Below are 24,729 nucleotides of genomic sequence, written 5' to 3'. Positions count from 1 at the left end.
CCCCGGCTACGCTTGTCACGCCTCGCTGGCAAAAGCCCGGTCTACGCGGCTTTGACCGGTTGGACAAAGGCCTACAGGGCAAGGGGAGATAATTAACAACGATTAACTCGTACATCCCCCACCCGCCCTGAAGAATTCCCGGCACACACCATCGGAACGTCCTTCATGACCGACCAGGATGACCGCAACGACCCGACCCGGCGCCGCCTGCTGGCCGCCGGATCCCTCCTGACCGCGGCGGCGACCTTGCTGCCGCGGTTGTCCTTCGCCTCACTCACTCCAGACCAGGGACCTGCAATGAATGCCGATCTGATTCTGTTCAATGGCCGCTTCCACACCGTGGACCGGGAAAAACCCGAAGCCAGCGCCGTGGCCATCAAGGACGGGCGCTTCGTCGCCGTCGGCACCGATGCCGAAGCCATGGCCGCCCGTGGCAGCGCCACCCAGGTCATCGACCTCAAGGGCCGCTGCGCCATTCCCGGCCTCAACGACTCGCACCTGCACCTGATCCGTGGCGGCCTCAACTACAACCTGGAACTGCGCTGGGAGGGCGTGCCGTCCCTGGCCGATGCCCTGCGCATGCTCAAGGACCAGGCCGAGCGTACGCCGAGCCCGCAATGGGTGCGGGTGGTGGGTGGCTGGAACGAATTCCAGTTCGCCGAAAAACGCATGCCGACCCTGGAGGAAATCAACCAGGCCGCGCCGGACACCCCGGTGTTCATCCTCCACCTGTATGACCGCGCCTTGCTCAACCGCGCGGCCCTGCGCGTGGCGGGCTACACCAAGGACACGCCGAACCCGCCGGGTGGCGAGATCGTCCGTGATTCCCGTGGCGAGCCGACCGGCATGCTGGTGGCGCGGCCGAACGCGATGATCCTCTACTCGACCCTGGCCAAGGGGCCGAAGCTGCCGCTGGAATACCAGATCAACTCGACCCGCCAGTTCATGCGCGAGCTCAACCGTCTTGGCCTGACCAGCGCCATCGACGCCGGTGGCGGCTTCCAGAACTACCCGGACGACTACGAGGTGATCGAGCATCTGGCCAAGGAAGAGCAACTGACCGTACGCATCGCCTACAACCTGTTCACCCAGAAGCCCAAGGAAGAGCTGGCCGACTTCAAGAACTGGACCGGCAGCGTCAAGCTGCACCAGGGCGACGACATGCTGCGGCACAACGGTGCCGGCGAGATGCTGGTGTTCTCCGCTGCCGACTTCGAGGACTTCCTCGAACCGCGCCCGGACCTGGCACCGTCCATGGAGCAGGATCTGGAACCGGTGGTGCGTCACCTGGTCGAGCAGCGCTGGCCGTTCCGCCTGCACGCCACCTATGACGAATCCATCAGCCGCATGCTCGATGTGTTCGAGAAAGTGAACCGCGATATCCCGTTCAACGGCCTGCCGTGGTTCTTCGACCACGCCGAGACCATCACCCCGCGCAACATCGAGCGGGTCCGGGCGCTGGGCGGTGGTATCGCGATCCAGGACCGCATGGCCTTCCAGGGCGAGTACTTCGTCGACCGCTACGGCGCCAAGGCGGCCGAGGCCACGCCACCGATCAAGCGCATGCTGGCCGAAGGCGTGCCGGTGGGCGCCGGTACCGATGCGACCCGAGTTTCCAGCTACAACCCGTGGACTTCGCTGTACTGGATGGTCAGCGGCCGCACCGTCGGCGGCCTGGCCCTGCACCAGGAAGGCCTGCCGCGCTCCACCGCGCTGGAGCTGTTCACCCATGGCAGCGCCTGGTTCTCCTCCGAGCAGGGCAAGAAAGGCCAGATCAAGGTCGGCCAACTGGCGGACGTGGCGGTACTCAGCGCCGACTTCTTCAGCGTCGAGGAAGAGGCCATCAAGTGGATCGAGTCGCTGCTGACCGTGGTTGGCGGCAAGGTGGTCTACGGTGCCGGCGAGTTCGGGCCGCTGGGTCCGAAGGACATCCCGGTGCTGCCGGACTGGTCGCCGGTGGTCAAGGTTCCGGGGCACTGGCGTCCGTCTTCGCCGTTGCAGGCCCAGGTACACCAGTGCAGCGGCCCCTGCGGCGTGCATTCGCACAGCCATGAGCGCGCGCGGATGTCCAACGTACCGGTCAGCGACTTCCAGGGCTTCTGGGGCGCGTTCGGCTGTTCCTGCTTCGCTTTCTGAGTTCCACCCCGGCGCGGGCAGGGGCCCGCGCCTCTTTCTCTGTAGAGGAGTCATGAAATGAGCAACGACTACAAACGCCTGAACAAAGACGACGCGGTGGTGTTGCTGGTGGATCACCAGACTGGCCTGATCTCGCTGGTACAGGACTTCTCGCCCAACGAGTTCAAGAACAACGTGCTGGCCCTGGGCGACCTGGCCAAGTTCTTCGGCCTGCCGACCATCCTCACCACCAGCTTCGAACAAGGCCCGAACGGCCCGCTGGTGCCGGAACTGAAGGAACTGTTCCCGGATGCGCCGTACATCGCCCGTCCTGGCCAGATCAATGCCTGGGACAATGCCGACTTCGTCCAGGCGATCAAGAACACCGGGCGCAAGCAGCTGATCATCGCGGGTGTGGTGACCGACGTTTGCGTGGCGTTCCCGACCCTGTCGGCGCTGGCGGAAGGTTATGAAGTATTCGTGGTGACCGATGCGTCCGGCACCTTCAACGACACCGTGCAGCAGGCGGCTTGGGCACGGATGAGTGCTGCGGGCGCGCAATTGATGAACTGGTTCTCGGTGGCCTGTGAGCTGCACCGCGACTGGCGCAACGATATCGAAGGCCTGGGCAACCTGCTGTCGCAGCGGATTCCCAACTATCGCAACCTGATGAACAGCTATGCGGCTCTGAAGTAAGAGCAGGTTCGGGTCGCGGCAGGCTCTTGGGCTCGCCGCGATTTTTCTTGTGTGGCTGATGGCCTCATCGCTGGCAAGCCAGCTCCCACAGGGTTCGGCAGCGCTGCTGGCATTGTGGGAGCTGGCTTGCCAGCGATGAGGCCCGAAAGAACAACACAAAAAGCAAAAGGGGCCGCGTTTGCGGCCCCTCCCATTTCCTGCCTTTCAGTTCAGATGCGCCTTCAGCTCCAGCGCCGCCTGACGCATCGCCGCCTGCACTTCCGGCACCTTGGCCAGCGGGTTGAGCAGGCCGTAGTCGTGGATCATGCCGTTGTAGCGCACCGCCGTGACATCGACCCCGGCCGCGTCCAGCTTGCGGGCATAGGCTTCGCCTTCGTCACGCAGCACGTCGAACTCGGCGGTCTGCACCAGCGCAGGCGGCAGGCCCTTGAGCTGTTCGGCACTGGCCCGCAGCGGCGAGGCGTGGATGCCGGCGCGCTGGGCCTGGTCGGTGGTGTAGCTGTTCCAGAACCATTTCATCATCCCGGTGGTGAGGAAGTGCCCTTCACCGAACTGCTTGTACGAAGCCGTCTCGAAGCTGGCATCGGTCACCGGCCACAGCAGCAACTGGAAGCGCAGGGCCGGGGTTTTCTTTTCCTTGGCCATCAGCGCGACCACCGCCGCCATGTTGCCGCCGACGCTGTTGCCGGCCACTGCCAGGCGCTTGCTGTCGACACCGATCTCCTTGCCATGCTCGGCGACCCATTGGGTGGCAGCGTAGGCCTGGTTGATCGCGGTGGGGTAATGGGCCTCCGGCGATGGCGTGTAGTCAACGTAGACCGCGACGGCACCGGAACCGACCACCAGGTCGCGGATCAGGCGCTGGTGGGTCGGGAAGTCGCCGATGACCCAGCCGCCACCGTGGAAGAACATGAACACCGGCAACTCACTGGCGACCTTGGCCGGACGGACGATCTTCAGGGTGACCTTGTCCTGGCCGACGCTGATGATCTTCTCGCTGACTTCGATCCCGGAGAGGTCCACCTGGACCGAAGCCTGGGCACCGGTCAGCACTGCACGGGCATCCTTCGGGGCCAGTTGCTCCAGCGGTTTGCCGCCGCCTTTTTCCAGGGCTTCGAGGAAGGCCTGGGTCTGCTGTTCGACGCCAGGGCTGCCGGCCGCGAAAGCGTTGCCGATGGACAGGGCGAGAAGGGTGGCGCCGAGGGTTTTGTTGATCAGTTTCATGGTGAGATTCCTTTTCTTCGTATGAGGTGTGGGCAGCAAGGTTTGAAGCCATCAGCGCCGCGGTTGGTTTGGGCTGCGCTGTAAGGTGTGGCTAGATTATTGGGATGCGCGGAAGTGAAAAAGCCGCTATAAAGCGTTTAACTGTCCACTGGAAAGAGACAATGAACCCGTTTGAAGATATGCGTGTGTTTGCCCAGGTCATGGAGTCCGGCAGCTTTACCGCTGCGGCCGACAAGCTGGGCCTGTCCAAGCAGTTCGTCAGCCGCCGCCTGATGGCCCTGGAAGAGCGCCTGGGCGTGCGCCTGCTGAACCGCTCGACCCGGCGCCTCGACCCGACGCCCCTGGGCCAGAGCTACTACGAATCCTCCCTGCGCCTGCTCAACGAGGTCGAGCAGGTGGAGCAGGGCATCGCCGGGCAGACCAGCGAACCCCGTGGCACGGTGCGCGTGAGTGCGCCGCTGTCGTTTGCCGTGGCCCACCTGGGCTGCCTGCTCCCGGAATTTCTCCAGCGTTATCCGCAGGTCAGCGTCGAGGTGGACCTGAGCGACCGCTCGGTGGACCTGCTCGGCGAAGGCTACGACCTGGCCCTGCGGATTGGCGTGCTGGAAGACTCGACCCTGATCGCCCGGCGCCTGGCAGCGGTTGACCGGGTCTACTGCGCCAGCCCCGAGTACCTGCAGCGCAAAGGCACGCCGTCACACCCGGACCAGTTGGTCGACCACGACTGCCTGCCCTACGGCCACGGCCGCCAGGTGCAATGGCGTTTCCTCGAACAGGGCAAGTCGCGCACGGTGACGGTGTGCGGGCGCATGCGCGCGAACAACGGTGAGCTGCTGCGCGATGCGGCGGTGAAGGGGATGGGGATTACCTACCTGCCGACCTTCATCGTCGGCGAAGCCTTGGCGGCGGGTCAGTTGGTGACGGTCCTGCAGGACTTCGTCACCGAGCCGTTGCAGCTTTCGGCGGTCTATCCGCAACACCGGCAGAGTGCGCGCCCGGTGCAGGCGCTGATCGAGTTCATGCGCGAGCGCCTCAGCGCATGAAGTGCACCTTGCCGCTGTCGTCGTTGCCCATGTAGATGCCATAGACCCCGGCCTGGCGTTCCTCGATGTAGCGTTCGAGGATCTGCCGGATCGCCGGGTAGTAGATGGCGTCCCAGGGGATTTCATCGGGGGCGAAGAAGCGGCAGTCCATGGTTTCCGGGCCCCACTGGCCGGTGATCTCCAGGGCCACGGCGCGGAAGATGATGTACACCTCGCTGATCTTCGGCACGCTGAAGATCGAGTAGGGCGAGACGATGTCGCCGCGCACCCCGGTTTCTTCCCAGACCTCGCGCAGCGCCGCCTGCTCGGTGGTTTCCCCGGCCTCCATGAAGCCCGCCGGCAGGGTCCAGGTGCCGGGGCGCGGCGGGATGCCGCGCTGGCACAGCAGGTACTTGCCGTCGCGCTCGATGATGCAGCCGGCGATGATCTTCGGATTGATGTAGTGGATGTACCCGCAGCCGCCGCACATCAGGCGCTCGTGGGTATCGCCGTCCGGCCGTCCCTGGTGCAGCGCGGCGGAGCATTGCGGGCAGAAACGCGGGACGGCGGGCATGATCAGCGACCTATGCGGGGTTCTTTGATGGCGATCGGCGTGGCGATCTCACGGATCTTGCTGTTGTCTTCCTGCTTGGACCGCAGGTAGTCCAGGGCGACCTTGGCGGCGGCGCGGACGTGATCGACGGAGGCCTGGTGCGCGGCCAGCGGGTCGCCGCTCTTGATCGCCTCGACGATCTTTTCCATCTCCCGGTTGCTCGCGCCACGGCGGTTTTCCTGGGACACGGAAGTGGCGCGCAGGTAGCTGATACGCGCCTGCAACTGGCGCAGCTGGGTGGCGGCGACATGGTTGCCGGAGCCTTCCAGGAGCACGTCGTAGAAGCCTTGCACCGATTCCAGCACCTGTTGCAGCTCGCCGTCGGTGAGGGCGTTGCGGTTCTCCTCAAGGGCCTTCTCCAGGGCGCGGATGTCCTTGGCCTTGGCATTGAGGGTGAACAACTGGACGATCAGGCCTTCGAGCACGCAGCGCAGCTCGTAGATATCGCGGGCGTCTTCGAGGGTGATGATGGCCACGCGCGGGCCCTTGGCATCGGCGAATTCCACCAGGCCTTCGGACTCCAGGTGGCGCAGGGCTTCACGTACCGAGGTGCGGCTGACGCCGAGGCGGTCGCAGAGGTCGCGTTCGACCAGGCGGTCGCCGGGCAGGAGGTGGAAATTCATGATCGCGCTGCGCAGTTTGTCGAGCACGATTTCGCGCAGGGTAACGGGGTTGCGGTTGACCTTGAAGCTGTCGTCGAGTGGCTGGCGTTTCATCTTCTGCGCTCTGCAATTGGCTGTTGCGCCAGCGACATCGACGCACTCGCCGATCGGGTGCGTCCTGCGGTGGGTCAAGAACAGCCAGTATTAACTGGTTGACTCCGAGTCGGCCTCGGCGAAGGCTTCGCGGGCCAGGCGGAAGCTGTCCACCGCCGCGGGTACACCGCAATAGATACCGACCTGGAGCAGAATCTCGCGTATTTGTTCACGACTCAGTCCGTTGCGCAAGGCACCGCGGATGTGCAGCTTGAGTTCGTGGGGCCGGTTCAACGCGGAAATCATTGCCAAGTTTATCATGCTGCGTTCTTTCAGCGACAAACCGTCTCGGCCCCAGACATGGCCCCAGCAGTACTCGGTGACCAGTTCCTGCAGCGGCTTGGTGAAGTCGTCGGCGTTCTGGATAGAGCGGTTGACGTAGTCCTCGCCCAGTACCTGGGTGCGGATGGCGAGGCCTTTTTCGTACTTCTCGTTGCTCATGCCCGGGGTTCCTGCATGGGGTGATGAAAAACGGGGTGCCGCAAACCGAAGGTGAGTGGTTGCTCGGCGGCACCCCTGAAAACAAAGGTATTGCGATTTCGCTGTAGGAGCGTGGCTTGCCCGCGAAGGACCGCGCTAGCGGTCCCAAAATCTCACTGACAGCACCAATTCTGGGAGCGCTTCGCACTCCTTCGCGGGCAAGCCACGCTCCTACAGGGATGGCGGCGTTAGCCGAGGTTCGGCAGGGCGCCCAGCTTGCCCTTGTGGTAGATCATCGGCGTCGCCGGCTGCTCGGGAAGAATCAGGTTCTTCACTTCGCCGACGATGATCGCGTGGTCGCCACCGTCATACTCGCGCCACAGCTCGCATTCGATCACCGCCGTGGCATGGGCCAGCACCGGGTTGCCCAGTTCGCTCAGGCTCCACTCGATGCCCTTGGCCTTGTCCTTGCCTTTACCCGCGAAGGCGTAGGCTTCGGCGGTTTGCCCGGCGGCCAGCAAGTGAATGGCGAAACGCTTGCTGTCACGCAGGATCGGGTAGGTGTCGGAGGCGTAGTTGGGGCAGAACAGCACCAGCGCCGGTTCGATCGACAGCGCGCTGAAGGCGCTGGCGGTGATGCCGACGATGCCGCCCTCGGCATCCAGCGTGGTGACGACGGTCACGCCGGACGGGAAGGAGCCCATCACGTCTTTGTAGATGCCGGGTTCGATCATTTCAGTTCACCTTTCAGCGCATCACGAAGGGGTCGGGCATGGGCGCGGTCGAGAGGTTGATCCAGACCGTTTTCAGTTCCGTGTAGGCCAGCACCGAGTCAATACCGCTTTCGCGGCCATAACCACTGTTCTTGAAGCCACCGATCGGCGCCATGGCGGACACGGCGCGGTAGGTGTTGACCCAGATGATCCCCGAACGCACGTCGCGGGCCAGGCGGTGGGCACGGCCCAGGTCGCGGGTCCAGATGCCGGCGGCGAGGCCGAACTGCGAGTCGTTGGCGATCGCCAGGGCTTCTTCCTCGGTCTTGAAGCGGATCACCGCGGCGACCGGGCCGAAGACTTCTTCCTGCATGATCTTCATCGAGTTGCTGTCGCACTCGAACAGGGTCGGCTCGTAGAACCAGCCTTCACCCTCGACCTCGGCACGCTTGCCGCCCATGCGCAGGCGCGCACCTTCGGCATTGGCGGCAGCGACCAGGCCTTCGACCACGGCCAGTTGCTGGGCGGTGGCCATCGGGCCCATCTCGCTGGTTTCGTCCTGCGGGTTGCCGATGCGGATGCGCTTGGCCCGTTCGATCAGGCGCTCGACGAACTCGTCGAAGATCTCGTCCTGCACCAGCAGGCGCGAACCGGCCACGCAGCTCTGGCCCGAGGCGGCGTAGATGCCGGCCACGGCGCCATTGATCGCGCTGTCGAGGTCGGCGTCGGCGAAGATGATGTTCGGCGACTTGCCGCCCAGTTCCAGGGACAGCTTGGCGAAGTTCTCGGCACTGCTGCGCACCACGTGACGCGCGGTGGCGGCGCCGCCGGTGAAGGCGATCTTGCGGATCAGCGGGTGACGGGTCAGCGCCGCGCCGGTGCTCGGGCCGTAGCCGGTGACCACGTTGACCACGCCGGCCGGGAAGCCGGCTTCGAGGGCCAGGCGGGCCAGTTCGAGGATGGTCGCCGAGGCGTGCTCGGACGGCTTGATCACGATGGTGTTGCCGGCGGCCAGGGCCGGGGCCAGCTTGATCGCAGTCAGGTACAGCGGGCTGTTCCACGGGATGATCGCAGCGACCACGCCGATTGGCTCATGCACGGTGTAGGCGAACAGGTCCGGCTTGTCGAGGGGCAGGGTGCCGCCTTCGAGCTTGTCGGCCAGGCCTGCGGTGTAGTGGAAGAACTCCGGCAGGTAGCCGACCTGGCCGCGGGTTTCGCGGATCAGCTTGCCGTTGTCGCGGCTTTCCAGTTGGGCCAGGTGTTCCTTGTTCTCGGCGATCAGGTCGCCGAGGCGGCGCAGCAGCTTGCCCCGGGCGGTGGCGGTAAGGCCACGCCAGGCCTGGCTGTCGAAGGCGTTCTGCGCGGCCTGCACGGCCAGTTCGACATCGGCTTCGGCGGCGTCGGGCAGTTGTGCCCAGACTTGCGCGGTGGCCGGGTCGAGGCTGTCGAAGGTCTTGCCGCTTTGTGCATCCAGCCACTGGCCGTCGATGCACATCTGGAAACGGGAGAGAGTCATGCAACGATCCCCTTGGCTGAGTCGGAGAGAGTGCGGGCGTGCCCGAGGAAGTCCAGCAGCATCTGGTTGACCAGGCGCGGCGACTCCACCGGCATCATATGCCGCTGTTCGGCCAGGACCACACTCTGGGCGCCGGGAATGCGCGCGGCCAGTTCGCGGGTCATGGTCGGGGTCGAACCGAGGTCGTGCTCGCCGGTGGCGATCAGGGTCGGTACCTGGATGCTGCCGAGGTCGTCGGCACGGTACATGTCCTGGGTGGCGAACAACTCATAAGTGGTCAGGTAGCCCTGCGGGTCGTTGCCGGCCAGGGTCTGGCGGATGGCCGCGACCTGGGCCGGGTTGGCCGCCTGGTATTCGCGGCTGAACCAGCGCGCCAGGGCCGCTTCGGCATTGGCGTCGGGGCCATGTTCGGCGGCCTGTGCGGCACGGGCGATCACGCCGGCGCTCTGCTCGGGGCTGCGGTTGAACACGCTGTTGAGCACCACCAGCGCCGCCAGGCGTTGCGGGTAGTGCAGGGCGAAGGCGCGAGCGACCAGGCCGCCCATGGAAAAACCGATCACCGTGGCCTGGGTGATCTGCAGGTGGTCGAGCAGTTCCAGCAGTTGCTCGGCATAGCCCTTGAGCGGGGTACCGGCCTGCGGGCGCGGGCTCTGGCCGTGGCCGAGCATGTCGTAGGCGATGACGCGGTAATCGCTGGCGAGGCCGACGATCTGTCCGCCCCACATTTCTTTGTTCAGGCCCACGCCGTGGATCAGTACCACGGGTTGGCCCTGGCCGGTGGACAGGTAGCTGGTGCCGGCAGGTGTACGTTCAGCGACAGGCTGAATCATGGTGGGGCGCTCCTTCAGAGTCGGGCGTGGTGCGACCCACGCCCCGGCCCGGTGGACATTGTTGTTATTGGTTTTTTTCTGCAGCCAGCTCTTCCAGGTCGATGTAGCGGTTGCCGATGCGCGGGTGCAGGCGGCCGCCGTCGGAGGCGCCGAGGACCACGACGATCTCGTCGGCACGCGGGGCGTCTTCGATCTGCATTTCCAGGGTGATGTAGTGCGAGCGCTGGCCTTCGTCGTCCTTCTGCATCATCGGGATCTGGATCGAGGTGCCAGGGCCGCCGCGCTTGTTGGTGAAGCTCAGGTAGCTCTTGGCCTGGACCGCTTCACGGTAGTGGTTGCCGAAGCGCAGGGTGTGGATCACGGCGGAGGCGTGCTCGATCTCGCCGTCGGCGCCGACCACGGCAGCTTTACCGTAGGCCTCGATCTTGTCGGCACCGCCGATGGCGGCGATCAGGCGCTCGACCATCAGTGCGCCGAGGTCGGAGCAGTTGGCGCGGATTTCCGGCTTGAGGTCTTCGACGAAGCCGCGGCCGACCCATGGGTTCTTGATCACTACAGCCAGGCCGACCATGGTCACCGGCTTGTCGGTGGCCTTGCCGCCTTCGATGCGGGTTTCTTCGGAGTAGGTGACGATCTTGCGGATTTCGAAACTCATGGGGCGGGGCTCCTGTGGAGTGTGTTTAGGTCTTGTTGTCTGATGGTATACCATAATATTTGATGTGCAAGGGGTTACAGGAAATTTCTGTGGGGGAGGGGATAAGTGGTTGTCAGGAGGAGGGGGCAGGGCTTGAGGGGTGTGGTGTTCTGGCCATAGCTATCGCTGGCAAGCCAGCTCCCACAGTGACCGCGTGCACCGCGAAACCTGTGGGAACTGGCTTGCCAGCGATGAGGCCCTGAAGGGCAAAGGAGTTATCAGTGCTTGGCGAGCTGTTGATCCACCAGCCATCGACCATGGGCCAGCGACGCATGCTGGGCATTTTCCAGGTCGGACATCCAGGCCATGCTCAGCGGCAACGACCTGCGCGTTCCGGTATGGCCCTGGGGATCGGTAATGAGACAGCCGCCGGCATAAGGGGTGGGGATCCCGGGATGGGATTCGACGCTGGCGGTGATGGTGTAGCCACGGTAGTCGCAATGGAGACTTTGCATGGTACTGACCTCGCTGCGGGAAAATCGGAAGTCTCCTATCGATATACCACAGCGTCGGACCAGGCTGCCCCGGTCCGACGAACGTCATGACTCAGCGAAACGCCGGTACGACTTCCTTGATGAAGAGTTCCAGCGACTTGCGCTTCTCTTCATGGGGCAGGCTGTTGTCGCACCAGAAGCTGAACTCGTCGACACCCAGCTCCTTGTAGTAACGGATGCGCTCGATGACTTCCTGCGGGGTACCGATCATCGCGGTCTTGTGCAGGCTTTCCAGTTCGAACTCCGGACGCTCGGCGAACTTGGCTTCCGGGCTTGGCGCGAGGAAGCCGTTTTCCGGGGTCTGCTTGTTGCCGAACCAGGCATCGAAGGTGCGGTAGAAGCGGTTGATCGCCTGGGCGCCGATCTTCCAGCCTTCCGGGTCGTTCTCGGCATGCACGTGGGTGTGACGCAGGACCATCAGTTGCGGACGCGGGACGTCCGGGTTGTTGGCCAGGGCCGCTTCGAACTTGTTCTTCAGGTCGACCACTTCCTCGTCGCCTTTCATCAGCGGGGTGACCATGACGTTGCAGCCGTTCTTCACCGCGAAATTGTGCGAATCCGGGTCGCGGGCGGCGATCCACATCGGCGGCATCGGCTGCTGGATCGGCTTCGGCACGGAGGTGGAGGTGGGGAATTTCCAGATCTCGCCGTCGTGGGCATAGTCGCCCTGCCACAGGGCGCGCACCGCCGGGACCATCTCGCGCAGCGCCGCGCCGCCTTCGGAGGCCGGCATGCCGTTGGCCATGCGGTCGAACTCGAACTGGTAGGCACCACGGGCCAGGCCCACTTCCATCCGGCCGTTGCTGATCACGTCGAGCAGGGCGCATTCGCCGGCGACGCGGATCGGGTTCCAGAACGGCGCGATGATGGTGCCGGCGCCGAGGTGGATGGTCTCGGTGCGCGCGGCCAGGTAGGCCAGCAGCGGCATCGGGCTTGGCGAGATGGTGTATTCCATGGCGTGGTGTTCGCCGATCCACACGGTGCTGAACCCGCCTTTCTCGGCCATCAGGGTCAGCTCGGTCAGGTCTTCGAACAGTTGGCGGTGGCTGACCTGTTCATCCCAGCGTTCCATGTGTACGAACAACGAAAATTTCATGAGGCGTTTCCTCGGCTCTTGTTATCGGGCGCCCGTCGGATCAGCCGGGCGCATTAAGAAGAATAGGGGCTCAGGCGAAAGCTGGCAGGCTGGCCATCTTGCCGCGGCAATACACCAGCGGGCTCGGCGCTTCGTTCGGGACGATCAGGTTTTTCACGGCGCCGACCATGATGGCGTGGTCGCCACCTTCATATTCGCGCCACAGTTCGCATTCGATGATCGCCGTGGCATTGGCCAGCAGCGGGTTGCCCAGCGCGCTCAGGGTCCACTCGATGCCCTGGGCCTTGTCCTTGCCTTTCTTGGCAAAGGCATAGGCTTCGGCCTGTTGCTGGCCGGAGAGTAGGTGGATGGCGAATTTCTTGCTGCGGATCAGCACCGGGTAGGAGTCGGAGCTGTAGTTGGGGCAGAACAGCACCAGCGGTGGCTCCATGGACAGGGAGCTGAAGGCACTGGCGGTGAGGCCGACGATCTGGCCGTCGTCGTCCAGGGTGGTGATGACGGTAACGCCGGACGGGAAGGAGCCCAGGACGTTCTTGTAGACGGTTGCGTCGATCATGGCGTGATCCTCGTGATGCAGCGGTGGGTCCGCGTTTTTATCGTTGATGTGTCTGATGGTATACCGTAATACCTAATTTGCAAGAGGATTTTTCCTGCCCTGACGAACGCGTTGATCCAGGTCAACGCCCAATGAATCCGGGGCCTGGCGCCGTTAAGGGGAGCAAAGCGAGGCGGTAAAAAGCAGATCAGTTGGTCGGCAAAAGGACGAATCAGTGTTGTCAAAAGCTTGGAATACCATAATATGGTCTTCAGCTTCGACGCCGCTTGCAGCGTGCCGCAAGTGGTTTCCTACAAAGATAAAAACAGAACCTTTCGAGCTTTTTGCCCATGTCCCAGTCGTCTTCGCAACACCAGTTGATCGAAAACCATACGGTCGATTACGTACCGCCAGCAGAGCGCCATGGGAAGGCGCGGGATCTGTTCACGCTGTGGTTCAGCACCAACATCGCGCCGTTGCCCATCGTCACCGGGGCCATGGTGGTCCAGGTGTTCCACCTCAACCTGCTGTGGGGGCTGGTGGCCATTGTCCTCGGCCATATGCTCGGCGGTATCGTCATCGCCCTGGCCTCGGCGCAAGGGCCGCAACTGGGCATTCCGCAGATGGTGCAGAGCCGCGGGCAGTTCGGCCGTTATGGCGCGCTGCTGATCGTGTTCTTCACCGCGTTGATCTACGTCGGCTTCTTCATTTCCAACATCGTGCTTGCTGGCAAGTCGATCCACGGTATCGCCCCGAGTGTGCCGATGCCGGCGTCGATCATCATCGGCGCGCTGAGCGCCACCGCCATCGGGGTGATCGGCTATCGCTTCATTCATACTCTGAACCGCATCGGCACCTGGGTCATGGGCTCGGCGCTGCTGGCCGGCTTCATCATGATGTTCGCCCAGGACCTGCCGGCGGACTTCTTCACCCGCGGCGCCTTCAACCTGTCGGGCTGGATCGCCACGGTGTCGCTGGGGGTGATCTGGCAGATCAGCTTCTCGCCCTACACCTCGGACTACTCGCGCTACCTGCCTCGTGAAGTAGGAATCGCCAAGCCGTTCTGGGCCACTTATTTCGGCGCGACCCTGGGCACCATCCTGTGCTTCAGCTTCGGTGCCATTGCCGTGCTGATGGTCCCGGAAGGTACCGAGGCGATGGACGCGGTGAAGCAGGCCACCGGCTGGCTGGGGCCGATCCTGATGGTGCTGTTCCTGCTCAACATCATCAGCCACAACGCCCTCAACCTGTACGGTGCGGTGCTGTCGATCGTCACCTCGATCCAGACCTTCGCCGCCAACTGGACCCCGAGCATCAAGGTCCGCGTGGTGCTGGCCAGCGTCATCCTGCTGGGCTGCTGCCTGACCGCGCTGAGCGCCACCTCGGATTTCATCGGCCACTTCATCGGCCTGATCCTCGCGCTGCTGCTGGTACTGGTGCCGTGGGCATCGATCAACATCATCGACTTCTACCTGATCAAGCGTGGCAATTACGACATCAAGTCGATCTTCGCGGCGGATGGCGGGATCTATGGCCGCTTCAACATGCACGCGATCATTGCCTATGCCTGCGGGATCCTGGTGCAGTTGCCGTTTGCCAATACCTCGCTGTATGTCGGGCCGTATGCCAACCTGGTGGAAGGCGCGGACCTGTCGTGGCTGGTGGGATTGGTGGTGACGGTGCCGCTGTATTACTGCCTGGCGACCCGTGGGCGCAAGGAGGCATTGGTGGCGGCCTGGCGGGCACAATGATCTCCTGAGAGCACCGCTGAACCCTGTGGGAGCTGGCTCTGAAGGATGAGTACAAACAAAAATGCCGCGGACTATCCGCGGCATTTTTCATTTCAGCAACCGAATCAGAACTCGGTCGGCTGGATGATCTCGACCCAGTAGTCATCCGGGTCCTTGATGAACGCCAGGTGCTTCATGCGGCCATCGCTCAGGCGCTTCTGGAAGTTGACGCCCAGTGCTTCGAAACGCTCGCAGGCCGCACGGATATCCGGCACGGAAATACAGATATGACCGAAACCACGCGGGTCGGTGTTGCCGTTGTGGTAGGCGAAGTCCGCGTCGTTCTCGGTGCCATGGTTATGGGTCAGTTCGAGAATGCCGGGGATCGACTTCATCCACTCGGTACGCTTGGCCGCATCGGCCGGGATCTGCGCCTTGTCCACCAGGGCGAGGAAGTACAGGCTGAACTCGGCCTCCGGGAAGTCACGCTTTTCCACCAGGCTGAAGCCCAGCACGCGGGTGTAGAAGTCCAGGGATTTGGCGACGTCCTTGACCCGCAGCATGGTGTGGTTGAAGACGAAGTTGCGGGTGGCGGCATCGGGTTGCGCGGTGACGCCAGGGAGGTTATCGAGATCTTGCAGGCTCATGGGCACTCCGCTTGAAAAGGCCGGCGCCAGAAGCGCCAGCGGAAAAGATAGGCAGCCATGATACGGAACTGAAACCATTGCGCAAACAACAACGCCCCGTGGTGGCGGCCACGAGGCGTTGGAATTAGAAGCCCGCCGAAGCGGGCGCATTGGGGCGCTAGTCCTTTAGCAGCCTTCATCCTGATCCATCACGTGTGAAAAATATGTGAAGTGCATTTCATTTGCGCAACCAGCTGTCGACCGTCGCCGCGCCATGCTGTTCCTTCCATGCTTTCAGGCCGCGATGGTTGCCGCCCTTGGTCTCGATCAGTTCGCCGGTATGCGGGTTCTCATAGACTTTGACCACCCGTGCCCGACGGGTTTTCGGGGGGCGGGCAACCGATTTGCCGACACTGGCAGGATCAAGAATGGCGATGATGTCGCGCAGGCCCTTGTCGTGGGCTTTCATCAAATCAAGAAGTTTGCGTTCGAATTCGATTTCGCGTTTAAGGCCGGCGTCCTTTTTCATGGTCTCCAGCTGTGCGAGCTGTTCCTGAAGGGCTTTTTCGGCGGCGCGAAACTCTGCAAGTCTGGACATGGGAGTCACTCCTTATCGAGGGTGGGCGCTGTTCAGATACAGGGAGAAACAACGACCACAGGTGGCGGTAACTAACAGCATGTTTGACAGTGTAGCCAACTCGGGATGGACTAACAGTAAACTTTTATTATGCGGCGGCAGGAACTTTCAAAGTTGCCGATGTTCTGCCGCGCCGAGTAAAAGTTAAGGCCTGACCTGGGTGAAAAGCGGTGTACCCCGGCTATAACTTGTCGATCTTGCAACCTGCGGAGCCTCATCCATGAAACATCTGTTGTTGATCGGTATCGGCCCGGGCAATCCGCGGCAGATCACCCTGGAGGCCATCGATGCGCTGCAGCGCGTCGACGTGTTCTTCGTCCTGGACAAGCACCAGGAGCACGACGACAGGCTGCGTCTGCGCAAGGAGCTGCTGGCGCAGCATGCCGCGCAGCCGTACCGCCTGGTTCAGGTGGATGATCCGCAGCGCGACATCGAGGCCGCCGACTATGTAGGCGCGGTACAGGACTGGCACCGTCAGCGCGCCGCGCTCTACGGCCGGCTGCTCGCCGATGAACTGGGGGGGGGCGAATGCGGCGCCTTCCTGCTCTGGGGGGAACCGGGGCTGTACGACAGCACCCTGCGCATCCTCGAACTGATCGAGGGCTCGGCGTTCAGCCTCGAAGTGATTCCCGGCATCAGCAGCGTCCAGGCCTTGGCGGCGCGCCATCGCATTCCCCTCAACCGCATCGGCGAGCCGCTGCAGATCCTCCCCGGGCGGCGCCTGGCCGAGGTGCAGCGGATCGACAATCTGGTGGTGATGCTCGACGGCAAGTGCGCGTTCGCCGCGCTCGACGATCCCGAACTGGACATCTATTGGGGCGCTTACCTGGGCACGGCGGACGAAATCCTGGTCAGCGGGCCGTTGCAGGAGGTCAAGGCGCAGATTCTTGCCGCCCGCGAGCAGGCGCGGGCCGACAAGGGCTGGATCATGGACACCTATCTGCTGCGACGCAGCATGGCGCCGGTGAGGTTGTAGAGACGCTGGTCGGCCAGGCCCATCAGGGTTTGCTGGATGCGCTGAACGAGCGCGGCGCCGTGCCACTGCGGGTTGAAGTGCCGCTCGAGGACCTGTCGGGCATCCCGCTGTGCCTGGTTCCAGCGGGCTTCGTCGCTGTACAGGCTGATCGCGGCTTTGGCCAGGCCTTCTGCCGTGCCCGATACCAGCCCCGGCCAGGGCTGGTTGCCATGCATGGCTTCGCTGCCGATCGGCGTGGTGATGGCGGGGGTGCCGGCGAGCAGGGCGTTGGCCAGTACTGCCTTGGTTCCGGCGCCAAAGCGCAGTGGCGCCAGGCACAGGCGGGCCTTGCTCATGACGTCCAGCGGCACTTCGGGCTGTTCGTGAATCAGCAGGCCGCCGACAGGGTCATGCAGTGCCAGGGCCTTTTCCGTGGGGGAAGGGCCGTACAGGCGCAATTGCACATCGGGCAGATGACGGCGGGTCATCGGCCAGATGTTGTGCCTGAGCCAGAGCACGGCATCCCAGTCGGCCGGGTCGCGGAAGTCGACGAAACCGACCATGTGTTCCCGTTTGCCAAAGGGTGCCATCGCCTGCGGTGCCAACAGCAACGGCGGGCACCAGTGCAGCAGGTCGGGCGGCACGCCGAAACCGTTGACCAGCAGGTCGATCTCGACGTCGGAGGTTACCAGGCTCAGGTCGCTGCGATGGATCGCGGCGATTTCGCGCTGGGCCAGCTCGGTCGGGGCCATCTGCTGGTACAGGTCGGAGCCGGAGGTGGTGAAGAGTTCGCGGAAATCGTTGGGTTCCAGGCCCGTCACCAGGCGCCGGCGCAGCAGGGCCTGGCGCGCTTCGCGCAGACTGTGCAGGAGCGGGATTGCGAGGACGCGCAGGGCGTTGGGATGCTGCTGTTCGATGTGGGCGCCGAATTGTTCCTCCATCCTGTGGCCGTCGAACAGCACGATGTCCGGGGCAGGGTCGCCGGGAGTCACTTGCCAACCGTGGGCGAGGAAGCGGTCGAGGATCTGCTGGAGCGGGCTGCCCGGGGCGGGCGGGGTTTGGCCGATGACCAGAATGTGCAGGGGAGTGGCGGGCATGGGCGGGTGGGGCCTTGGCAGAAAAGGTGCGTATTAAAGCAGATTCATTGATGTCGTCTTCAAGGGCCTCATCGCTGGCAAGCCAGCTCCCACAGGGACCGCGTGCACCGCGAACCCTGTGGGAGCTGGCTTGCCAGCGATGAGGCCCTCAGCAACAGCACAAAGTCCTAATGGCAGCACTCTTGCTTCTGGCTACCTTCATCATACCGATCATGATGCCGCACCCAATCCATGGTCCCTTCCTCATTCCGCCCCTTGGGCATCAGGTCAAGGAGGTTGTAAGTCCCAACGAGAATATCCAGCCCCCGGGCATAGCTCGAATAGGTATGGAACACAGCCCCGCTGGCATCCCGGTAGAACACACTGAGCCCCGGCAACTCGGTCTCGTTGCCGCTGTACGGCTCATAATTGTATTCCGCCCCTTCCCCTGACGGCGTGACCCCGAAGTCCCGGTTGAAGCTGCTGCCATGAGACGAAACCCAGGCGAATTTCCAGCCCATGCGCCGGCGAAACGCCTGGAACTCGGCATAAGGCGCGCGCGACACCGCCACCAGTGATACGTCGTGATGGGCCAGGTGCAGGTTCGCCCCGTCAAAGTGGTCGGCCAGGAACGAACAGCCCGGGCAGCCTTCCTCCCAGCCCTCGGCAAACATGAAGTGATAGACCAGCAACTGGCTGCGCCCGGCGAACAGATCGTCAAGGCCCAAGGCGCCGTCCGCGCCTTCGAAGCGGTAGTCCTCTTCCACCTTGACCCAGGGCAGGGCGCGGCGGGCGGCGCTGAGTGCGTCGCGCTGATGGGTGAAGGCCTTCTCGTGCAGCAGCAACTGGCGGCGGGCGCCGAGCCATTCGCGGCGGGTGACCACCGGGTGCTTGCGATCGTTGTTCATGACGGAATCTCCAGTGAAGGTGACTGTGGTCGTCTGGTGTGCCCGTCAATAGACAGCCAGGTCAGCCAATCTTCACAAATCCGATGAGCGGGACGCTTCCGGTGGCTGCGAAACGTTGATAGCATCGAGCCACCTCGTCGGCCGTGGAATTTGTGACGTCCGTCTCAGTTCCCCGGGTTCCGACTCAGGTCCCCTTTACTTGGTGTGATGACTAAAAAGTTACCGCCCTGTGATAAACGGCTATCACGTTCTGTGAAGAGCAGCCGATACCCCGATTGAAACGAATCCAGACCTTTGACAGGGACGTAGTGCGATGAAGCAGGCAGTGTGGTGGGCGGCGTTGGCCTTGATGACTGGTGTTGCACAGGCCGCGACCGAGAGCAGCGATCCGTTGCTCGATGGCGCCACCTCCAGCGGCGGCAGCGAAGTGCGCGGTGTATTGCGCGCCCGGTCCCAGGCTGTGCTGGCCAGCGAACTGCCCGGCCGGGTCACCGACATGCCCTTTACCGAAGGGCAGTCGTTCAGCAAGGGCGATGTGCTGGTGCGCTTCGACTGCAGCGCCTACCAGGCCCAGGCCAATGCCTCCGCCGCCGCCGTGCGCGCGGCCCGTGAAGAGCTGCGCAACAAGCAGCAACTGGCCGCGTTGAACTCGGTGGGCAAGTTCGAAGTGTCCCTGGCCGAGGCGCGCCAGGCCCAGGCCCAGGCCGAAGCCCAGGTCTACCAGGTGCAGGTGCAGCGCTGCCAGATCAAGGCGCCTTACGACGGCCAGGTGGTGCAGCGCCGGGTCCAGGCCCACGAGAGCGTGGCCAGCGGTGCGCCGCTGCTGGAAATCGTCGATAACCGCTCCCTGGAAATCCATCTGCTGGTGCCGTCGAGCTGGCTGGGCAAGCTCAAGCCGGAACAGACCTTCAGCTTCGTCCCCGATGAAACCGGCAAGCCGATCGATGCGGTGATCAAGCGCCTCGGTGCGCGTATCGACGAAGGCAGCCAGACCCTGCTGCTGATTGCCAGTGTCCCGGCCAATACCCCGGGCCTGCTGTCCGGCATGAGCGGTACTGCGCACTTCGCGGAGAGCAAATGAACGCTCCTGTTCCCGGCGCCCTCGAGCAACTGCTGGCCCATTACCTGAAGCTGGAGCGCCAGGCCCGGTCTGCGCCCTCGGTGGAGGAACTGGCCTTCAGCATGGTCAACGACAGCCAGCCGCTGTTCGGCTATCGCCATGGCGCGTTGTTGATCACCGGCAAGGTCCGTGCGCTGACCGGGATCAGTTCGGTGGAACCCAACGCGCCGTTCGTTGTGTTTATCGAACGGGTGGCCAAGCGTCTGGCGGCCGGCGAACGCTTCGCCCTGCCGGGCGCCGTGCCGCCCCAGGACCTGGACCAGGCCAGCCGTGATGACTGGCAGGCGCTGTCCGCTCCCCATGCTTTCTGGTTGCCGTTGAAGGATCGCCAGGGCGAGGTGTTCGGCGGCCTCTGGCTGGCCCGCGACAACCCCTGGAACGAAGCCGAGCAAGTGCTGCTGGCTCAGCTGGGTGATTGCTACAGCCACGCCTGGCTTGCCCTGCAACCCGGCAAACCGTGGCGCCTGCGCTGGCCGGCGCGGACCCGCTGGGCCCTGGCCGCCGCGCTGTTGCTGGTGTTGCTGGTGCCGGTGCGCCAGTCGGTGCTGGCACCCGCCGAAGTGGCGCCGCGCAACGGCCAGGTGGTCGCCGCGCCGCTGGATGGCGTGGTCGCCGAATTCCTGGTCAAGCCGAACCAGCCGGTGAAGGCGGGCGAGGTGCTGGTGCGCTTCGATGCCACCACCCTCAAGGCCCAGGCCGATGTCGCCGAGCGTACCCTCGGTGTCGCCGAGGCGGAGTTCAAGGCCAACACCCAGCGCGCCTTTTCCGATGCCGATTCCAGTGCCCGTCTCGATCTGCTGGCGGCCCGGGTCGAGCAGAAGCGTGCCGAGCGTGACTATGCCCGCGACCTGCTGGCGCGCAGCGACGTGCGCGCCGAGCGCGATGGCATCGCGGTGTTCGCCGATGCCCAGCGCTATCTCGGCAAGCCGATGCGCACCGGCGAGCGCCTGATGGAAATCGCCGACCCGGCCCAGGCCGAGCTGCGCATCGAACTGCCGGTGGCCGATGCCATCGGCCTGGAGAAGGGCGCCGAAGTCGCGCTGTTCCTCGACAGTGATCCGCTGAACCGGCACAACGCCGTGCTCGAACGCGCCGCCTACCAGGCGCAGAACACCCCGGCCGGGCAGCTCGCCTATCGGCTCGACGCCCGCTTCGAGAACGCACCGCCGCGCATCGGCCTGCGCGGGACTGCCAAGGTCTTCGGGGACCGTGCGCCGCTGGCCTTGTACCTGTTGCGCCGGCCGCTGGCGGCCCTGCGCCAGGCGGTGGGCCTGTGATGCTGCCGGCGCTGCGTCCGGACCTGCAGCTCTCGGCGGGTGCGCCGGGGCTCGACGGTTCGCCCAGCTGGACCCTCGCCGATCCGTTGCGCGGACGCTATTTCAAGCTCGGCGCGCCGGCCATGCGCCTGCTGCGCCATTGGGCGCTGGGCGATCCGCAGAAGGTGCTGAACGCCGCCAATGCCGAGCCGGGTGCCCCGCTGGCCGGTGCGGCAGTGGAAGAGTTGCTGCGCTTCCTGCGCGGCCATGACCTGGTCAGCGCCGTGGACGAAGAGCAGCGCGCCAGCTATGCCACCAAGGCCGCAGCCCAGCGCCAGGGGATCTGGACCCAGGTCCTGCACAAATACCTGTTTTTCCGCATTCCCCTGTGGCGCCCGGATGCCTTCCTCAACCGCACCTGGCCCTGGCTGGAGCGCAATGGTCGCAACCTGCTGCGCTACGGCCTGCCGACCGTGCTGCTGCTCGGCCTGTTCCTGGTCATGCGCGACTGGGAGCGTTTCCTCTCGACCTTCCCGCACCTGCTGAGCCTCGGCGGCATGGCGGCCTTCGCCATCGCCCTGGGCTTCGCCAAGCTCTGCCATGAATTCGGCCATGCCTACATGGCCAAACGCGCCGGTTGCCGGGTACCGAGCATGGGCGTGGCGTTCATGGTCCTGTTGCCGATGCTCTATACCGATGTCAGCGATGCCTGGCGCGTGCAGGACCGGCGTACCCGCCTGCTGATCGGTGCCGGCGGCCTGCTTGCCGAGCTGATCCTCGCCTGTATTGCCCTGCTGGCCTGGTCGCTGCTGCCGGACGGGGCAGGGCGCACGGCGGCGTTCATGCTCGCCAGTGCCACCTGGATCACCACCCTGGCGATCAACGTCAATCCGCTGATGCGCTTCGACGGCTACTTCCTGCTCAGCGACCTGTGGGGTGTCGACAACCTGCAAGGCCGCGGCTTTGCCCTGGGGCGTTGGCACCTACGGGAAAAACTCTTCGGCTACGGCGAGCCGATGCCCGAGCGCTGGTCGCCAAAAATGCGCCGGCGCCTGCTGACCTGGAGCTACGCCTCGTGGATCTGGCGTGCAGTGTTGTTCTTCGGCATCGCCCTGGCGGTCTACCACCTGTTCTTCAAGGTGCTGGGCATCTTCCTGATGATGGTCGAGCTGGTGTGGTTCATCGGCCTGCCGATCTGGCGTGAATGGCAGCACTGGTGGAAGCACCGGGACAAGGCCCAGCCGCGCAAGGTGCTGTTCCTCGGTGCCGGTCTCGCCTTGGTGCTGGCCCTGCTGATCGTGCCGTGGCGCAGTGGCGTGGAAGTGCCGGCGATGCTCGAAGCGTCCCGTTTCAGTGCCTTGCATGCGCCGGCGGCAGCGCGCATTCGCGAAGTGCTGGTCAAGGATGGTCAGCAGGTCGAGGCCAACCAGGTGTTGATAACCCTGGAATCGCCCGACCTCGAAGCGCGCATGGCGATCGGCCGGCGCGAAATCGAAATACTCCAGCTGCAACTGCGGCGCCAGTCCGGGCGTAGCGAAACCGCCGCCGACAGCGGCATCCTCGAGCAGCGCCTGGCCGAAGCCGTGGCCGAATACCGCGGCCTGGCGGCCCAGCGCGAGCGTCTGGTGCTGCGTGCGCCGCATGCCGGGACGCTCCGGGACCTGGCCGATAACCTGATACCCGGTCGCTGGGTCGGTACCGAGCTGCCTTTGGCGCAGATCGCCGAAGGTGGCCTGCGTCTGCGCGGTTATCTGGCCGAGGCCGATCTGTGGCGGGTTGCACCGGGGACCACGGGGCATTTCGTCGCCGACGACGTATTGCGCGATTCCCTGCCTGTAGCGCTGCAGGCCGTGGATGCCAATGGCGTGACCTATATCGATCAGGAGGCGCTGATTTCCGATCATCACGGCCCTATTGCCACCCGCCGGGATGAAGAGAAGAGGGCGCAGCCGCTGCAGGCGCAATACGGTGCGCAATTCGTGCTTGAAAACAGTGCGCCACAACAGGTTTCACACCCCGTGCGCGGCCTTGTGGTGCTGGACGGAAAGAGCGAATCACTGCTGTCCGCCGCATGGCGACGTATGGCTGCAATTGGAGTGCGAGAAAGTGGATTTTAGTAGTGCGATTGTAAGACAGTTGGGTTAATCTGCTGTCAATTGGCCATATTTCTAAGTGTGACGCCCGTCACGTAAATAATTAGCTCGCAAAGTATCGCTTACAGGGAAGTTTGCTTTGATGTCGAAGTACGCTGTGACACTCCGTGCCTTGCATTCAGATGATATGGCATTTATCGAGCGCCTCTACGCCGGCTCGCGCGCCTTCGAGATGTCGCATAGCGGCTGGCCCGTCGAGCAGATCGTCGCTTTCCTCAGTCAGCAGTTTCACGCCCAGCACACTTATTACCAGGCCCACTATCACGATGCCGATTTCTGGATCATCGAGCATGAGGGGCAGCCCATCGGACGCATCTACATGTTCTGGGGCCCGAGCACGATGAACCTGGTCGACATCATCCTGCTGCCTGAATACCAGGGGCGGGGAATCGGTTCGGCATTGATCGAAGAACAACTTCGGCGTGCCGATGAGCTGGGCCTGATCGTGAATCTGTTCGTCGAGACCTATAACCCCGCGCAGCGCCTTTATGGGCGCATGGGCTTTGTCGTGTGCGGCAACAACGGCGTGTACCTGCAAATGCGCCGTCAACCGCAGGCCCTCTCCAGGAAGATTTCATGAGCGAATCCACCGCTTTCCTCATCCCCACCCGCGAGGAACTGCAACAGGCCGATCCCGAGGGATTCCTGCTGCAGATCACGCCCGAGCGGGCGTTGAAGGTCAGTTTGCTGCAAGTCCGTGAAGGGCTGCCGATGACCCCCGACTACGACTGTTATTCCCTGCTGATCGCGTTGCCCCAAGGGGTGCGACTGCCGCAGGCCACGTTCAATCTTTTCGGCCCGGGGCGCGAGCAGCCCTGGATGTTGCTGATGTCGCCGGTCAGGCCCGAGCCCGATGGACGGCAGGTGCTGGAAGCGGTGATTCACAGCACGCGTTCCCAGGATTTTTCCAACGCATGTCAACGTAAGGAAGTGTCTGATGTCTGATCAATATCTCGGCGAAATCAGGTTGGTGGGTTTCAACTTTGCCCCCTATGGCTGGGCGCAGTGCATGGGGCAGATCATGTCTGTCAGCCAGAACGCTGCGCTGTTCTCGCTGCTTGGCACCATGTACGGCGGCAACGGCCAGTCGACCTTCGCGCTGCCGGACCTCCAGGGTCGGGTTCCGGTCGGCTACGGCACCAGCACCAACGGCGCCCCGACCTACGTCCAGGGGCAGGTCGGCGGGGTTGCGAGCATCACCCAGCTGGTTTCGAACATGGCTGCGCACAGCCACCCGATCGCTTCCACCCTGGCGGTGCAGGTCGATCCGACCACCGTGCTGAACGTTGAAGCCAACCTCACCGAACCGGTTGCGGGTAGCTTCCTGGCCTTGCCGGTCGATGGCAACGGCAACGCTATCAACCTGTTCCACGCCCCGGATGCCACCAAGAGCCAGATCAAGCTGGCGTCCAACAACCCGACGCTGACCGGCACCATCAACGCCGCCGTCTCCGGCCAGAGCGTGCCGATGTCGGTGATCAACCCGTATGTGGCGGTCAACTACATCATCGCCATGCAGGGTCAGTACCCGACCCGCGGCTGATT

The 24,729-nt window shown here is 63.9% G+C and carries 25 protein-coding genes and 2 pseudogenes; 12 read left to right on the top strand and 15 right to left on the bottom strand.

The features are described 5' to 3' along the window. Positions 1 to 297 precede the first annotated feature (297 nt). Together AC2CQI_RS08895 and ycaC are read left to right on the top strand one after the other, a co-directional pair. Positions 298 to 2,136: an amidohydrolase gene (locus AC2CQI_RS08895; protein ID WP_484580600.1), complete on the top strand. Its 1,839-nt coding sequence runs from the start codon at positions 298 to 300 to the stop codon at positions 2,134 to 2,136. 57 nt (positions 2,137 to 2,193) lie between these two features. Then, positions 2,194 to 2,811 carry an isochorismate family cysteine hydrolase YcaC gene (ycaC, locus tag AC2CQI_RS08890; protein WP_075804597.1) on the top strand — a complete coding sequence of 206 codons (618 nt, stop codon included), beginning with the start codon at positions 2,194 to 2,196 and terminating at the stop codon, positions 2,809 to 2,811. Positions 2,812 to 3,015: 204 nt separating this feature from the next. On the opposite strand, the gene AC2CQI_RS08885 is transcribed toward ycaC, so the two are convergent. Further along, a complete protein-coding gene (locus AC2CQI_RS08885) occupies positions 3,016 to 4,035 on the bottom strand; it encodes an alpha/beta hydrolase (protein WP_484579906.1) in 1,020 nt (339 codons plus the stop codon). 161 nt (positions 4,036 to 4,196) lie between these two features. Between AC2CQI_RS08885 and AC2CQI_RS08880 the strand changes: the two genes are divergently transcribed. Continuing rightward, positions 4,197 to 5,078: a LysR family transcriptional regulator gene (locus AC2CQI_RS08880; protein ID WP_075804595.1), complete on the top strand. Its 882-nt coding sequence runs from the start codon at positions 4,197 to 4,199 to the stop codon at positions 5,076 to 5,078. Here AC2CQI_RS08880 and AC2CQI_RS08875 read toward each other — a convergent pair. The 10 genes from AC2CQI_RS08875 to AC2CQI_RS08830 form a co-directional block, all read right to left on the bottom strand. Beyond that, entirely contained in the window at positions 5,068 to 5,631 is a 564-nt protein-coding gene (locus tag AC2CQI_RS08875; protein ID WP_075804594.1) for an NUDIX hydrolase, read from the bottom strand. The two genes, AC2CQI_RS08880 and AC2CQI_RS08875, sit on opposite strands and share 11 nt — an antisense overlap. A 2-nt stretch (positions 5,632 to 5,633) precedes the next feature. Beyond that, on the bottom strand, positions 5,634 to 6,386 hold the full coding sequence (locus AC2CQI_RS08870; RefSeq protein WP_075804593.1) for a GntR family transcriptional regulator: 753 nt from the start codon (positions 6,384 to 6,386) through the stop codon (positions 5,634 to 5,636). 90 nt (positions 6,387 to 6,476) lie between these two features. Beyond that, positions 6,477 to 6,866 (bottom strand): carboxymuconolactone decarboxylase family protein, encoded by a 390-nt coding sequence (locus AC2CQI_RS08865; protein ID WP_075804592.1) that lies wholly within the window; start codon positions 6,864 to 6,866, stop codon positions 6,477 to 6,479. Between the two features lie 227 nt (positions 6,867 to 7,093). After that, positions 7,094 to 7,579 carry a flavin reductase family protein gene (locus AC2CQI_RS08860; RefSeq protein WP_075804591.1) on the bottom strand — a complete coding sequence of 162 codons (486 nt, stop codon included), beginning with the start codon at positions 7,577 to 7,579 and terminating at the stop codon, positions 7,094 to 7,096. 13 nt (positions 7,580 to 7,592) lie between these two features. Then, positions 7,593 to 9,074, bottom strand: a complete 1,482-nt coding sequence (locus AC2CQI_RS08855) for an aldehyde dehydrogenase (protein ID WP_075804590.1) — start codon at positions 9,072 to 9,074, stop codon at positions 7,593 to 7,595. After that, positions 9,071 to 9,904, bottom strand: coding sequence for an alpha/beta fold hydrolase (locus AC2CQI_RS08850; protein WP_075804589.1), 834 nt, complete (start codon positions 9,902 to 9,904; stop codon positions 9,071 to 9,073). The genes AC2CQI_RS08855 and AC2CQI_RS08850 overlap by 4 nt, the downstream gene beginning before the upstream one ends. Before the next feature lie 64 nt (positions 9,905 to 9,968). Next, the gene (locus AC2CQI_RS08845) at positions 9,969 to 10,559 is read right to left on the bottom strand and encodes an amino acid synthesis family protein (protein WP_075804588.1); all 591 of its coding nucleotides are present in this window, start codon (positions 10,557 to 10,559) and stop codon (positions 9,969 to 9,971) included. Positions 10,560 to 10,816: 257 nt separating this feature from the next. After that, positions 10,817 to 11,053, bottom strand: coding sequence for a hypothetical protein (locus AC2CQI_RS08840; protein WP_075804587.1), 237 nt, complete (start codon positions 11,051 to 11,053; stop codon positions 10,817 to 10,819). A gap of 91 nt (positions 11,054 to 11,144) precedes the next feature. After that, positions 11,145 to 12,188, bottom strand: a complete 1,044-nt coding sequence (locus AC2CQI_RS08835) for an LLM class flavin-dependent oxidoreductase (RefSeq protein ID WP_484579905.1) — start codon at positions 12,186 to 12,188, stop codon at positions 11,145 to 11,147. A gap of 70 nt (positions 12,189 to 12,258) precedes the next feature. Then, positions 12,259 to 12,744, bottom strand: a complete 486-nt coding sequence (locus tag AC2CQI_RS08830; RefSeq protein WP_075804585.1) for a flavin reductase family protein — start codon at positions 12,742 to 12,744, stop codon at positions 12,259 to 12,261. Positions 12,745 to 13,073: 329 nt separating this feature from the next. On the opposite strand from AC2CQI_RS08830, the gene AC2CQI_RS08825 reads away from it, so the two are divergent. Then, on the top strand, positions 13,074 to 14,474 hold the full coding sequence (locus AC2CQI_RS08825) for a purine-cytosine permease family protein (RefSeq protein WP_075804584.1): 1,401 nt from the start codon (positions 13,074 to 13,076) through the stop codon (positions 14,472 to 14,474). A 104-nt stretch (positions 14,475 to 14,578) separates the two neighbouring features. Here the strand turns inward: AC2CQI_RS08825 and gloA are convergent, their stop codons facing one another. Further along, positions 14,579 to 15,100 carry a lactoylglutathione lyase gene (gene gloA, locus AC2CQI_RS08820; protein ID WP_075804583.1) on the bottom strand — a complete coding sequence of 174 codons (522 nt, stop codon included), beginning with the start codon at positions 15,098 to 15,100 and terminating at the stop codon, positions 14,579 to 14,581. A 217-nt stretch (positions 15,101 to 15,317) separates the two neighbouring features. After that, complete coding sequence (locus AC2CQI_RS08815; RefSeq protein WP_075804582.1) at positions 15,318 to 15,677, bottom strand: histone-like nucleoid-structuring protein, MvaT/MvaU family; 360 nt, start codon at positions 15,675 to 15,677, stop codon at positions 15,318 to 15,320. Positions 15,678 to 15,936: 259 nt separating this feature from the next. On the opposite strand from AC2CQI_RS08815, the gene cobF reads away from it, so the two are divergent. After that, complete coding sequence (gene cobF, locus AC2CQI_RS08810) at positions 15,937 to 16,692, top strand: precorrin-6A synthase (deacetylating) (protein WP_484579904.1); 756 nt, start codon at positions 15,937 to 15,939, stop codon at positions 16,690 to 16,692. Here cobF and AC2CQI_RS08805 read toward each other — a convergent pair. Further along, the gene (locus AC2CQI_RS08805) at positions 16,653 to 17,768 is read right to left on the bottom strand and encodes a glycosyltransferase (RefSeq protein ID WP_484579903.1); all 1,116 of its coding nucleotides are present in this window, start codon (positions 17,766 to 17,768) and stop codon (positions 16,653 to 16,655) included. The genes cobF and AC2CQI_RS08805 overlap by 40 nt on opposite strands. A 167-nt stretch (positions 17,769 to 17,935) precedes the next feature. Next, positions 17,936 to 18,655 (bottom strand): DUF899 domain-containing protein, encoded by a 720-nt coding sequence (locus tag AC2CQI_RS08800; protein WP_484579902.1) that lies wholly within the window; start codon positions 18,653 to 18,655, stop codon positions 17,936 to 17,938. Between the two features lie 313 nt (positions 18,656 to 18,968). Here AC2CQI_RS08800 and AC2CQI_RS08795 point away from each other — a divergent pair, with 313 nt between their 5' ends. From AC2CQI_RS08795 to AC2CQI_RS08765, 7 genes and pseudogenes are all read left to right on the top strand, one after another. After that, positions 18,969 to 19,736, top strand: coding sequence for an efflux RND transporter periplasmic adaptor subunit (locus tag AC2CQI_RS08795; protein WP_086937267.1), 768 nt, complete (start codon positions 18,969 to 18,971; stop codon positions 19,734 to 19,736). Further along, positions 19,733 to 19,964: pseudogene (locus AC2CQI_RS08790) on the top strand (HlyD family secretion protein); the annotation flags it as partial. The gene AC2CQI_RS08795 and the pseudogene AC2CQI_RS08790, both read left to right, overlap by 4 nt. Before the next feature lie 83 nt (positions 19,965 to 20,047). Further along, a pseudogene (locus tag AC2CQI_RS08785) lies at positions 20,048 to 21,052 on the top strand (efflux RND transporter periplasmic adaptor subunit); the annotation flags it as partial. Continuing rightward, complete coding sequence (locus AC2CQI_RS08780) at positions 21,049 to 23,148, top strand: site-2 protease family protein (protein WP_484579901.1); 2,100 nt, start codon at positions 21,049 to 21,051, stop codon at positions 23,146 to 23,148. The pseudogene AC2CQI_RS08785 and the gene AC2CQI_RS08780, both read left to right, overlap by 4 nt. Positions 23,149 to 23,266: 118 nt before the next feature. Then, positions 23,267 to 23,764 (top strand): GNAT family N-acetyltransferase, encoded by a 498-nt coding sequence (locus AC2CQI_RS08775; protein WP_075805700.1) that lies wholly within the window; start codon positions 23,267 to 23,269, stop codon positions 23,762 to 23,764. After that, a complete protein-coding gene (locus AC2CQI_RS08770) occupies positions 23,761 to 24,129 on the top strand; it encodes a DUF6916 family protein (protein WP_075805699.1) in 369 nt (122 codons plus the stop codon). The genes AC2CQI_RS08775 and AC2CQI_RS08770 overlap by 4 nt, the downstream gene beginning before the upstream one ends. After that, complete coding sequence (locus tag AC2CQI_RS08765; protein ID WP_075805698.1) at positions 24,122 to 24,727, top strand: phage tail protein; 606 nt, start codon at positions 24,122 to 24,124, stop codon at positions 24,725 to 24,727. The genes AC2CQI_RS08770 and AC2CQI_RS08765 overlap by 8 nt, the downstream gene beginning before the upstream one ends. The last annotated feature ends 2 nt before the right edge of the window (positions 24,728 to 24,729 follow it).

The sequence above is a fragment of the Pseudomonas sp. P2S-1 genome (assembly GCF_057197725.1).
Note: the sequence above shows the minus strand (reverse complement) of the source record. Positions and strands in the feature narration are given on the sequence as shown.